Source organism: Pseudomonas sp. EB271-G4-1 (assembly GCF_058791355.1).
On the sequence record NZ_JBYTEO010000073.1, the window covers coordinates 1 to 12582 of the forward strand.

7 protein-coding genes are annotated in these 12582 nt (G+C 63.0%); 4 read left to right on the forward strand and 3 right to left on the reverse strand.

The annotated features are described in order from the left end of the window. Positions 1–163: 163 nt before the first annotated feature. Positions 164–1048 carry a LysR family transcriptional regulator gene (locus AC3WWR_RS26240; RefSeq protein ID WP_020796368.1) on the forward strand — a complete coding sequence of 295 codons (885 nt, stop codon included), beginning with the start codon at positions 164–166 and terminating at the stop codon, positions 1046–1048. A gap of 109 nt (positions 1049–1157) precedes the next feature. On the opposite strand, the gene AC3WWR_RS26245 is transcribed toward AC3WWR_RS26240, so the two are convergent. From AC3WWR_RS26245 to gspG, 3 genes are all read right to left on the reverse strand, one after another. Beyond that, a complete protein-coding gene (locus tag AC3WWR_RS26245; RefSeq protein ID WP_492599190.1) occupies positions 1158–1808 on the reverse strand; it encodes a hypothetical protein in 651 nt (216 codons plus the stop codon). A gap of 172 nt (positions 1809–1980) precedes the next feature. Next, positions 1981–3168 (reverse strand): type II secretion system F family protein, encoded by a 1188-nt coding sequence (locus AC3WWR_RS26250; RefSeq protein WP_083350142.1) that lies wholly within the window; start codon positions 3166–3168, stop codon positions 1981–1983. A 15-nt stretch (positions 3169–3183) separates the two neighbouring features. Further along, positions 3184–3618, reverse strand: coding sequence for a type II secretion system major pseudopilin GspG (gene gspG, locus AC3WWR_RS26255; RefSeq protein ID WP_020796371.1), 435 nt, complete (start codon positions 3616–3618; stop codon positions 3184–3186). Between the two features lie 206 nt (positions 3619–3824). Here gspG and AC3WWR_RS26260 point away from each other — a divergent pair, with 206 nt between their 5' ends. The 3 genes from AC3WWR_RS26260 to AC3WWR_RS26270 all read left to right on the forward strand — a co-directional run bounded on the left by AC3WWR_RS26260 (position 3825) and on the right by AC3WWR_RS26270 (position 12573). Continuing rightward, positions 3825–4433 (forward strand): lytic transglycosylase domain-containing protein, encoded by a 609-nt coding sequence (locus tag AC3WWR_RS26260; protein ID WP_033044659.1) that lies wholly within the window; start codon positions 3825–3827, stop codon positions 4431–4433. Positions 4434–4636: 203 nt separating this feature from the next. Further along, on the forward strand, positions 4637–10465 hold the full coding sequence (gene mnxG, locus AC3WWR_RS26265) for a manganese-oxidizing multicopper oxidase MnxG (RefSeq protein ID WP_492599191.1): 5829 nt from the start codon (positions 4637–4639) through the stop codon (positions 10463–10465). Positions 10466–10620: 155 nt separating this feature from the next. Then, positions 10621–12573, forward strand: a complete 1953-nt coding sequence (locus AC3WWR_RS26270) for a YncE family protein (protein ID WP_492599192.1) — start codon at positions 10621–10623, stop codon at positions 12571–12573. Positions 12574–12582 lie beyond the last annotated feature (9 nt).

A 12582-nucleotide genomic window follows, 5' to 3' on the forward strand; every position in this document is an offset into this window, starting at 1 on the left:
CCGGCATCGTCGGCAGCGTCAGAGGTGTAGAAGAGACAGCACTGCAACAGTGTCTGGCCTGTCGTCTTCGCGAGCAGGCTCGCTCCCACATTGTTATGCGGTAGGGTGATAAAAAGGGGAGAAGTCGCTATAAAGTGCCTGACTGTCAACCAAAGGCATGACAATGAACCCGTTCGAAGATATGCGAATTTTTTGCCAGGTGATGGACTCCGGCAGCTTCACCGCGGCGGCCGATCAACTGGGGTTGTCCAAGCAGTTTGTCAGCCGCCGCTTGATGCAACTCGAGGAGCGACTGGGCGTGCGCCTGCTCAATCGCTCGACCCGGCGGCTGGATGTCACGCCGCTGGGACAGAGTTACTACGAGTCGGCCTTGCGCTTGCTCGGTGAAGTGGAGCAGGTGGAGCAAGGTATCGCCGGGCAGACCACCGAACCGCGCGGCACCCTGCGAGTGAGTGCGCCGCTGTCGTTTGCGCTGGCGCACCTGGGGTGTCTGCTGCCGCAATTTTTGCAGCGCTATCGGGATGTCACCGTGGAGGTGGACTTGAGCGATCGCCCGGTGGATCTGCTCGGCGAAGGCTATGACCTGGCATTGCGCATCGGAGTCTTGGAAGACTCGACGCTGATCGCGCGGCGCATCGCCTCTGTCCAGCGTGTCTATTGCGCAAGCCCGACTTACCTGGCGGAGCGCGGCACGCCGCTCAAACCCGATGATTTGCACCATCATGACTGCCTGCCTTATGGCCACGGGCGTCAGGTGCAATGGCGCTTCGAAGGGCAGGGCAAGCCGCTGCTGGTCAATGTCACCGGGCGCATGCGGGTCAACAATGGCGAGGTGCTCAGGGACGCGGCGATTGCCGGGATGGGGATTACCTATTTGCCGACGTTTATTGTCGGTTCGGCTCTGAAGGACGGGCGACTGATGGCGGTGCTGGAGGAGTTTCAACCGCTGCCGCTGACGTTGTCGGCGGTGTATCCGCAGCATCGTCAGACGTCGCGACCGGTGCAGGCGTTGATCGAGTTTTTGCGTGACCGCCTGGACCCCTTGTAGGAGCGAGCATGCTCGCGATGGACGTCAACGATGACGCGGGCTGTCTGAATGCACCCGTTGTCTGGACGTTTATCGCGAGCATGCTCGCTCCTACAGGGGGTGAAGCAGGTCAGTTGACGCGTTTGTCGTCACCCGGTTCGCCACCGACGTGGACGCCACGATCGTCACCTGGCTCGCCGGCGGCATGCAGGCCGCGATCATCGCCGACTTCGCCGGCACGGTGCACGCCATGGTCGTCGCCTACCTCGCCGGAGCGGTGAACGCCTTTGTCGTCATGCCCGGCCTGATGAACGCCATGGTCGTCACCCGGTTCGGCATGGGTGCCGCTGCGGCCGGAGTTCGAGGCTGTGCTGCCGGAATGTCCCGAAGCATGGTCACTGCCGCCATGACCGCTGCCGGCGCTATTGCCGCCGTGGCCACCGCCATTACCACCGCCGCTGCCACCACTGCCTCCACCGTGACCGCCTCCGCCACCACCACTGCCTCCACCGTGACCGCCACCGCCGCCCCCACCACTGCCGCCGCCGTGACCTCCACCGCCACCGCCACTGCCTCCACCGTGACCGCCGCCACCGCCACCGCCACTGCCGCCGCCGTGACCTCCACCTCCACCTCCACCGTGGCCACCGCCGCCGCCACCACTACCGCCTTCTTTAGCTTGAGCGCTCGAAACCCCCGACAAGTTGTCCGGAATCAGTACGGTAGACGCTGACAGAACTGCGCCAATAGCCACAGCCAACAAAAGCTTGTTCATGTGCATATCGATCTCCGTCTTCTTTTTTCATTTGCAACGTTGATAAACCATGCCGCGTGCTGCTTCGTTCGGTCGGGAAAATCCAGTAGGTACGTCGGTTAACACCTCAACTTGAAATTTTATTCGGTGCAACGTTGATAAATCCTGCAACAAACCGCCAGGCCCCGTCCCAGAGGGCTCAGTGAATACTGGAAGCCAGCTCGAATATCGGGATGTACATCAAAATCACGATGACCCCGATCAACAGGCCGATGAAGGTCATGAGCAAGGGTTCGAACAGGCGCACGAACCATTCGATCCAGCGGCTGATTTCTTCGTCGTAGAAGTCGGCGCTGCGCTCCATCATCTGTCCGAGGTTGCCGGACTGCTCGCCGGCGCGCAGCAGGCGTAGGGACACCGGGGTCACCAGGTGATTGAGTTCCAGCGCCGTCGACAACGACTGCCCCTCGCGCACCCGTTCGCAGGCCTGGTCCAGGCGCAATCGGGAGGCCGGGGTGAGCAGGTTGCGGACCATGCCCATGGCGGTGACGAGTGGAATGCCGCCTTGCAGCAGGATCCCCAGGGAACGGTAGAAGCGCGCCAATTCGTACATGAAGATGCGCTGGTGCACCGCCGGGAGTTTTTCGATCAGGCGGTCCAGGCCTCGACGAAAGGCCGGTTGGCGCTGGAGGAAGGCGAGGGCGATGACGATCGTCGCCAGTGAGCCAAAGAATTCGCCTTGGTGGGCGTGCAGGAACATCCCGCTGCTCATCAGGATCTGCGACAGCCACGGCAGGTTCGACCCCAGCCCTTCGAACACCAGGCTGAAGCGCGGCACGACATAACCCATCAAGAACAGCACCACGCCACCACCCACCACCAGCAACAGCATGGGGTAGATCGACGCGCTGACGATCTTCTGGCGAACCTCGTCCATGCGCTGGCGATAGCTGACATATCGACCCAGCGCATCGCCCACGGCACCGGTTTTCTCACTGGACTGGACCAACGCCACATACAGCGGCGGGAACACCGCCGACAGTTGGGCCAATGCCTGGGAAAACGATTTGCCTTCATAAAGCAGGCGCACCAGTTCGCTCAAGGTCTTGCGGGCTTGCGGCGCATTCTCTTTTTCCGCCAGGCTTTCCAGCGCATCGATCAACGGCAGGCCGGCATTGAGCAGTGTGGTCAGTTCCTGGCTGAACAACACCAGGTTGAAGGTTTCACGCTGCTTGACGCGCAATGCCCGCCAGTGTCGTTCGGCGTGCAGGCTGACCACCCGCAGGCCTTGGTCTTCGGCGATGCGCCGGGCTTCACTGTCGCCCGGCGCTTCGACCGTCATCGAAACCACACCGGCCTTGCCTACCGCCTTGAGGTGAAAACGCATGGTCGCCATTCCCCATCATTGCCAACTGGTGACTTCGGCGTTTTCGCCTTCACCGCCGGGTTGACCGTCCTTGCCCATGGACAGCAGGTCGTATTCGCCGTTTTCACCAGGGTAGCGGTAGGTGTAGTTACGGCCCCACGGGTCCTGCGGGAGTTTTTTCTGCAAGTACGGGCCGGTCCAGCGGGCTTCATCGCTGGGGGCGGTGACCAGTGCCTGCAAACCCTGCTCGGTCGACGGGTAGTGGCCGACCTCCAGGCGGTACAGGTCCAGGGCCTTGCCCAGGCCTTCTATTTGCGCCTTGGCCACCTTCACTTCGGAGCGGCCCAGTTGCGCGAAATACTTCGGCGCGACGATGCCGGCCAACAGCCCCAGCACCACCAGCACCACCAACAGTTCTAGCAATGTGAACCCGCGCTGCGTGCGCAGGGCGAAAGCATGTCGCTGTTTCATGATGACCTCACACATTCGGCAGAAGGGTCGCGATAGAGGCTTATGCAATTGCCATGCACATGGCGGACAAAGGCTTGGGCATCCTTCTGTACTCCCCGTGCCACGGGCCCTGGCGCTTTCGGCACAGTGCTTGCGTATGGCTGCTACACGACCGGCAATTGGGGCATTACCCCCATTTTTCGGGGCAGGTCAGGGGAGGTAGAACAATGAAAACTCTCACCACAGGATTGCTTGGCATGATGCTGCTGGCCGGCGTTGCGCAGGCCGATGTCTTCGTTTCCAGGGACGCCAAGGGCGACTACGTCTTGTCCAACGTCCATCGCCCCGGCCGCCAATATGAACGGGTGGTCCGTGAGGTCGAGGCGGCGGTGGTCAGCCTCGACCGGCAGCCGCAAATGATCGCCGCGCGACCCTATGCCGAGCTGGTCTCCAAGGCCGCCATGGACAACCAGTTGCCCGCAGCGCTGCTGCACGCGGTGATCCAGGCCGAATCCCACTACGACGCGGGTGCCGTATCGCCCAAAGGCGCAGGCGGGTTGATGCAACTGATGCCTGACACCGCCCGGGAGTTGGGCGTGAAAAACGTCTACGACCCCAAGGCCAACATCCAGGGCGGGGCCAAATATCTCAAGCGCTTGATGAACCTGTTCGACAACGACATCGCCCTCGCCGTGGCCGCCTATAACGCAGGGCCTCAGGCGGTCATCAGCCGTGGCGGGGTGATCCCGCCATTCGCCGAAACCCAGCGTTATGTGCCCAACGTCTTGAACCAATACCGGCGTCTGCAGGGACTGGCCGCCGATGCGCCGTTGTGATCGCAGACAGGGGATGGTTTCCCCAACATTGGGGGATGGTGGCCCCGGCAAAAAAGTGGGGAATTAATGGGGAATATCCCCCGATGAATTAAATGGCTGTTCTAACTGACTGATAGTTATAAAGAATTTTTATGGCATACAGATTGCTCAAAGGATTTTGTCGAGAATTATTCCTGTGAGCACCCACAGTGAGGCCCGTGATCATGACCGGCATTTTTCACGCTCCATCCGTCCTTCCATGGCTGTTGATGGCCGCATCGATGTTCGGCATCGAGCTGGCCGAAGCGGCAGCACGTTGTGAACGCAACCTGGTGGCCAACGTCGTGGCGCTGGACCAGCCGCTGATGTTCAACCGCCTTGGTGCGCAGAACGTCAACGGCATGATGTTCGCCCTGCGCCGCGATGTGGTCGATGACCATGACATCTCACTGGCACAGGGCGGTGCGGCGGTGCCGGGCAAGGTGTCGCTGCGTCCCGACAAGCGTCCGCGTCCGCTGGTGCTGCGGGTGGCCGCCGGTGACTGCCTGACCATCAACCTGCAGAACCTGCTGGCCTATCAGGCCAACCCCGGTTCCCACGACGGTGGCGAGGAAGTGGAGGGTGAGGAAGAAGGCATCCCGGTCGGCAATAACGAAAACTTCAAGGTCGACGAACAGGTCGCCGACCGCCATGTCGGTTTCCAGGTCAACGGCATGCAAGCAGTCAACAGCATCGATGACATCGCTTCATTTACCGGACGCAATGCCAACAGCTTGATCGCGCCGGGTGCCAGCCGCTCCTACACCTTGTATGCCGAACGCGAAGGGGTGTTCGCCGCCAGCAGCCGTGGCGCAACCTTCGGTGGCGAAGGTGCGGCCGGCAACGTGGCCAACGGTCTGTTCGGCCAGGTCGTGGTGGTGCCCAAGGGTGGGCGCACTTACCGCAACACCGTGACCGAAGAAGAAATGCGCCTGGCGACCACCGGTCGCACCCCGGCCGGTCAGCCGATCGTCGATTACCAGGCGCGTTACCCGCAGCGCGAGCCGTGGATCCGTGAAGGCAAGGCCGGCACGCCGATCATCAATATGGTCGACGGCAATGAAATCATTTCCAGCGAAAGTGACGCGATCGTCATGGGCAGCAATGCCGATGGCAGCTTCCCGCCTTCGACCTATCCACTGGAAGCCTTGGGCAAACGCAACCCGGCGCTTCCCAATCGACTGGAACCATTCCGCGATTTCGCCTCGCAGTTCCAGGATGAAACCGCCGCGACCCAGGCCTTCCCGGCTTACTGGGCTGACCCAGTGATGGCCCATGTGCTGGAGCCGACCCGCGATTCGTTCATGATCAACTACGGCTCTGGCGGCATGGGTGCAGAAGTCGTGGCCAACCGTCTCGGCGTAGGCCCGATGCACGATTGCCTGTCCTGCGCCTACGAAGAGTTCTTCCTTAGTTCCCACACCGTCGGCGACGTGGCGATGCTGGTGGACGTACCGGCTAACGCCGGCCTGGAAGGCATTACCCCCGGCCAGACACCGAACGCCGATCAGGTGGGCGTCAAGGCGACCATGGCGCTGTATCCATCAGAGCCGTCCAACGTCAGCCACAGCTATATCGGTGACTTCGTCAAGTTCCGCAACACCCACAACGGCCATGAACAGCACATCTTCCACCTGCACGGGCATCAGTGGCTGTTCAACCCCAACGATGACAATTCCGACTATGTGGACGCCCAGGGCATCGGCGCGGGTGCAGGCTACACCTATGAAATTGCCAACGGCGGTTCGGGCAACCGCAACCGTGTAGCGGGCGATGCGATCTATCACTGCCACTTTTACCCGCACTTCGCCCAGGGCATGTGGGCCATGTGGCGGGTGCACGACGTGTTTGAAGAAGGCACCAAGCTTGAAGTCTCGCAACAAGGCTCCGACGGTTTCCACAGCGAGCCTTATGCCCTGCGCAGCGGTAAACCCGCTGCTGACGCGCGCGCCTTGCCCGATGGCGAAATCGTTGCCGGCACGCCGATCCCGGCGGTGGTGCCGCTGCCCGGCAAAGCCATGGCACCGATGCCCGGCAAAGTTGCGGTCGTACCGAAAATCGGCCAGACCCTGGTGGCCGCCAACGACGATGACGACGATGAAGAAGACGACGATGACGGCGAGCACCATGGCGGCAGCGGTGGTGCACAGGCCATCGGTTCCCTGGCGCTGGTGGATCGCAGCGAAGCCAACCGCAATGCCGATGGCACGCTGAAAAACCCTGGCTATCCATTCTGGATCGGCGGCATGGAAAGCTCGGTCGGTCAACGCCCGCCGACTCCGCCGCTGGACATGCTCGACGCCGCCACGGCGCAGGCCTTGAAAGCGACGGGCAAAGCCTTGTGGGCCAACCTTGACCCGGCGCAGTCCGGTGGCTGGGACGGTGGTTTGGGGCGCCATGCGCTGGACGGCGTGTCTGCCGGTGGCGAGGCCGAGACCATTACCACGTCACTGGATTTCTCCAAGACGGTGACCCGCGCCAAGCCGATTTACCTGCCGGAAGAGGGCACCGAAGTCGAGCAGGCGGCCATGGCATTCCACGCCAAGAAGGACCACCCAAGCTTCGCCCTGCTGCCGGGCAATCAAATCGTGGCACGGGCCTTCCGCACCAACGGTGCCTTGCCGATGGCCGGTGCGCCGTTCTACGAGCCGTGCATGGACGACCGCCAGAAACGCCTGAGCAGCAGCGCCGGCACCGGTGAATTCAACAGCGGCGAGCGGCTCGACGGCATGTCTTTCATCGGCTCCTCGAGCTTCACCGCCGACCGTCCGCGCATCTACAAAGCGGCCAACATCCAGTTCGATGCGGTGTACAACAAGGTTGGCTACCACTTCCCGCAAGCGCGCATCCTGGCGCTCTGGGAAGACGCCTGGCCGGTGATCACCAAGCAGCGTCCGCCAGAACCTTTGGTGATGCGCATGAACACCTTCGACTGCGTGCAGTACCAGCAAACCAACCTGGTGCCGGCCACCTATGAGATGGACGACTATCAGGTGCGCACGCCGACCGACGTGATCGGCCAGCACATTCACCTGCCGAAGTGGGACCTGGTGGCTGCCGATGGCTCGTCCAACGGCTGGAACTACGAAGACGGCGTACTCTCCCCAGGCGCGGTGCAAGAGCGCATCCAGGCCATCCGCGAGTTCAACCAGTGCCAGGGCAGCGACCCGCGTGATGGCACGCCGGCTTGCCCGAAAGCCAAGAACCACCCGTACTTCGGTCAATTTGGCCGGGCCGATTGGGTCGGTGCGCGTACGGCGATGCAGCGCTGGTTCGCCGACCCTGTGGTCAACGCCAAAGGCGTCGACCGTGGCCTGGGCACCATCTTTACCCACGACCACCTCGGCCCATCGACGCACCAACAGATTGGCCTGTACGCCACCGTGCTGGCCGAACCTGCCGGTTCCACCTGGTTCCACGCCGAAACCGGCGAGCCGTTGTACAGCGGCGGGCGCCAGGACGGCGGGCCGACTTCGTGGCAAGCGGTGATTTCTACCGGTGACATCGATGGCGACGGCAAGAACGACAGTTTCCGTGAGTTCTTCCTCGAATACAGCGACTTCCAGCACGCCTACGAAGCCGGCGTGTACGTGGGCGCCGGACCTGACGGTAAACCCGATGCGCAAAGCTTCCCGGCCACCGCCGACAGCTTCCGCTACGCGATCAACCCACCAGTGCGCAACAACGCCAGTACCCTGTTGGACGGTATTATCGAAGTGCAGGGCGGGATACTTCCGGGTTGCCCGAGCCGGCCATGCCCGCAAGCCATCTCGGTCGATGACCCTGGCATGTTCGTCGTCAACTACCGTAACGAACCGCTGGCCCTGCGGGTATACGACCCGAACAAGGTCGGCCCGGACGGCAAGCGCGGCATGCAGGCCGACGGCCTGGGCGGCGACCTGGCGTACGCCATGCAAAGCCGTACCGACCGTGCGATCCCGGCGATGAACCTGGCGCCGAACCTGATCACCTCGGCCACCGGCCCCACCGGCGGCACCACGCTGTTCCCGCCGCACATCAACAAGGGCGGCGCCGAACCTGGCGATCCGTTCACCCCGATGCTGCGTACCTACACCGGCGATAATGTGCGGCTGCGGTTGCATGCAGGCGGACACGAAGAGGAGCATAACGTCACCCTGCACGGCGTGAAGTGGCTGCAAAGTGGTTCCGGTTTCGGCAACAGCTCCAACTCCGGCTGGCGCGCGTCGCAGATGATCGGCATCTCCGAGCAGATGGGCTTCGTTGCGCCGGTCTCGATGCTGTCCAGTTCGGCTGCGACCACCGGGGATTACCTGTACTCGATGGACGCTTCGATTGAAGGCTACTGGAGCGGGATCTGGGGTGTGATGCGCAACTACACCACCCAGCGCAACGATCTGTTTGCCTTGCCGACCAATCCGAAGCCGACGGGGATGCGCAACACCGTGGCCTTCGACGGCGTTTGCCCAAGGTATGGCGCCAACCCCAATGGCATCGGCACCCGGCCTACTCCGCAACGCAATTATGAAGTGGTCGCGGCGCTGGCCAACGACATTCTGACCAATCCGCTCGGCCTGACCATTGGTGATCCGGCGGGGCTTGGACAGCATGTGGGCGGGCCGCTGAATCCAGCCGGTGGCACCCTGGTGTTCAACTCGCGGACTGTGAGCATTCCCCAGGTCACCGTCACCGACCCTGAAGACGGTGAAACCATCACCATTGGTGGGCAAAGCGGGCCGCTGCATGACCCGACCGCAATCCTGTATGTGCGCAAGGCCGACCTCGACCCAACCACCGGCAAGCTCAAGCCCGGTGTGCCTGTCGAACCGCTGGTGCTGCGCGCAGCGGCTGGTGATTGCATCAACATCACCCTGGAAAACCGGCTGCCCAGCGTCATGCCGGACCTGACCCAGACAGCGGTGATGCAAGGCATGGTCAAACGCGATCGTAACAGCGGCAGCGGTTCGACCACCTTCAGCAACAACCTGATGCGGCCGTCGAGCCACGTGGGGCTGCACGCGCAACTGCTGGCGTACGACATCACCAAATCCGACGGCACCAACGTCGGCGCCAACCCGACCCAGACCGTGCCACCGCGTGTCGGCAGCAGCGGGGCCTACCCGACCCGTACCTACCAATACTACGCCGGCCACCTGGAGCGTGAAGGCAAACCGATCACTCAACTGGGCCGCAATGTCGACAACATCAATGCCACGGCGATCGAGTTCGGCGGCTTGAACATCACCCCGGCGGACGTGATCAAGCAGTCGCAAAAGGGCCTGGCCGGGGCGATGAGCATCCTGCCGGTGGGCGCCACCTGGGTGGAAGACACGCGCAAGGTCAATGCCACCGTCACCGCACCTGGGCAAACCAGCTACCGCGACTTTGCGATGGTCTGGCAGAAAGCCTTGAACATTCGCTGGGCCAATGGTCGGCCGGTGGAAGGGATTGCGGCGGAAGGGTTCGGCGTGCCGAACGATCCGCAGGACAACTCCAGCATGGCCATCAACTACAAGACCGAACCGATGTGGTACCGCTTCGGCCTGGCCCCGGATGCACCGTTCGGCCGTGCCGACGGCGCGGGCTACGGCGACATGGTGAATGCACACATGGCCTACAGCAACGCGCTGGTGGGCGGTGACCCACAAACGCCAGTGCTGTACGCCAGACCGGGACAACCGTTCCGCACGCACATCCTGATGCCTACCGGGGGCAGTCGCGGCACCATCTTCCAGCTTGACGGTCACGTCTGGTCGACCAACCCGTTCCAGCCAGAGAAGAGCGATACCGGTGGTTATCCGATGGGTACGCCAGGGGTGGGTTCGGTGCGGTTCGGCTACAACCCGATGTCGATGTACATCGGCGCCCGCGAGAGCGTCCTGCCGGCAGCGCACTTCAGCTTCATGCTGCCGAGCGCCGGGGGTGTCAACGCGATACCGGGTGACTACCTGTTCCGCGACTACGGCGCCTACGGCAATACCTCCGGGTTGTGGGGACTGTTGCGGGTGACCAACGAACCGGAGCCGGCGCCGTAGGGCGGGAAACAACGCAATACCTGTGGGAGCGAGCCTGCTCGCGAAGGCGGAGTGTCAGACACATCAATGCTGGATGTGCTGGCCTCTTCGCGAGCAGGCTCGCTCCCACAGGGGGACGCGGTGAAGCAGGCATAGATCTGAAGGGGAGATGTGACATGAACAGGACCATCAAAATCGCCAGTGTTGCCCTGGTCGTAGGGGTTGCGCTGATCTGGCTCGGGGTGTGGCGCACGTCGCCGCCGACCCTGCTTAGCGACATCGCGCTGCCCGACACCTGGACCGGCCAGACGCTTGAACGTGACGGCGTGTCGGTGGCCCTCGAAGTGCGGCCGCTGGCTGCAGACGGCGTGTTGCGCGAGGGTGAATTTGCCGATGTGCGTTTCAACGTCACCGACAAGGCGTCGGGCCAACCGCTGGCGGGCGTTGCCCCCGGCGCCTGGATCGACCCAGAGACCGTCGCCGCTGACCAGGCCCAGGGCCGCGAGCAGAGCTGCAAGGCGCGGGTCGGGGTGTTCCTTAAATCAAGTATCGGCGCACGGCCGCTGCTCGACCTCAACAGCTACTTCCTGATGGTGATGAACCGCGATGCCAGCGTCTCGGTGGTCGACCCCTCGGTCTCGGTGGGCGGCATCACCAGCACTATGACCCGCATCGATATCAAGCAACCGCCGATGGATTGGGTCACCCCCAGGGACAACAAACGGGTGTTCGTGTCGATGCCCACGGCGGGTGAAGTCGCGGTGATCGACAGTGAGCAATTCAAGCTGCTCGACTCGGTGGCCGCGGGCAGCAATCCGGTGCGCGTGGCCTTGCAACCGGACGAGCGCCTGCTGTGGGTCGGCAACAATGCCCCGTCGGCCGAGCTTTCCGGGGTCACGGTGATCGACACCGCCAGCCTCAAGACCCTCAGGCACTTGGCAACTGGCAGCGGCCACCACGAAATCGCCTTCAGCAAGGACAGCCGCTTCGCCTTTGTCACCAACCGCGACGACGGCACCCTGAGCATCATCGATGTCGCCACCTTGACCATCGCCAAGCAGCTCAAGACCGGCTCGCACCCGCTGTCGGTGGTGTACTCGCCACTGTCCGGCGCGGCCTATGTGGCCGATGGCAAGGACGGCACGGTGACCGTGGTCGACGCCGCGAACCAGTCGGTGCGGCGGGTGATCAAGATCAAGCAGGGCCTCGGCCCGATGGGTTTCAGCGCCGACGGCCGTTTCGGCATCGTGCTCAATACCCTGGAGAACCAGGCCGCGGTGATCGACGCCGCCACCGATTCGCTGATCCATGAACTGGACGTGTCCGCCGAACCCTATCAAGTGGTGTTCACCAAGGCCTATGCCTACGTGCGCGGACTGGCCTCGGCCAAGGTCACGATGATCAACCTGGCGTCCCTCGGTGAAGGCCGCAAGCCGATCAGCCAGGGCTTCGAAGCCGGGCCGCAACCGCCGCGCCTGGCCGGCGACTTGCCGCTGGCGTCGAGCCTGGCGTTGTCGCGGGACGACAACGCGGTGTTTGTGGTCAACCCGGTGGACAACACCACCTACTTCTACGCCGAAGGCATGAACGCGCCGATGTCCGGCTACCCCAATCGCGGGCAAGTGGCGCGGGCGGCGCTGGTCATCGACCGCAGCCTGCGCGAAGTCGAACCGGGGCTGTACAGCGCGCGGATCAAGCTGCCGGCGGCGGGGCGCTTCGATGTGGCGTTCCTGCTCAACCAGCCCAACATCATCCATTGCTTCAGCGCCGTGGTTGAGCCGAACGCAAGCCTGGGCCCCGTCGCCGGCATCCCGAAAGTCGAGTTCATGCTCGACAAAACCACGGCCGCCCTGGGTAGCCCTTATGTCGTGCGCTTTCGCATCGTCCAAGGCAAACAGAAGGTCCAGCGCAGCGGGGTCAAGGACGTGCAGGTGCGCTACTTCCTGGCGCCCAGTTCCCGGCCCCAGTACGTCGCGGCACTGGACGTCGGCAATGGCATCTATGAAGCCCCGGTCACCCTTGACCAGCAAGGCGCCTGGTACCTGCACGTGCGTGCGGCGTCCCTGGGCGCGAATTTCGACGACCAGACGTTTGCCAGCGTTCGGGTGACCCCCGGCATTGCTCATTGAAGAGGACAT

Coding starts and splice junctions, on each gene's coding strand:
- AC3WWR_RS26240 (WP_020796368.1), top strand. CDS start 164: ATGAACCCGTTCGAAGATATGCGAATTTTTTGCCAGGTGATGGACTCC.
- AC3WWR_RS26245 (WP_492599190.1), bottom strand. CDS start 1,808: ATGCACATGAACAAGCTTTTGTTGGCTGTGGCTATTGGCGCAGTTCTG.
- gspG (WP_020796371.1), bottom strand. CDS start 3,618: ATGAAACAGCGACATGCTTTCGCCCTGCGCACGCAGCGCGGGTTCACA.
- AC3WWR_RS26270 (WP_492599192.1), top strand. CDS start 10,621: ATGAACAGGACCATCAAAATCGCCAGTGTTGCCCTGGTCGTAGGGGTT.
- mnxG (WP_492599191.1), top strand. CDS start 4,637: ATGACCGGCATTTTTCACGCTCCATCCGTCCTTCCATGGCTGTTGATG.
- AC3WWR_RS26250 (WP_083350142.1), bottom strand. CDS start 3,168: ATGCGTTTTCACCTCAAGGCGGTAGGCAAGGCCGGTGTGGTTTCGATG.
- AC3WWR_RS26260 (WP_033044659.1), top strand. CDS start 3,825: ATGAAAACTCTCACCACAGGATTGCTTGGCATGATGCTGCTGGCCGGC.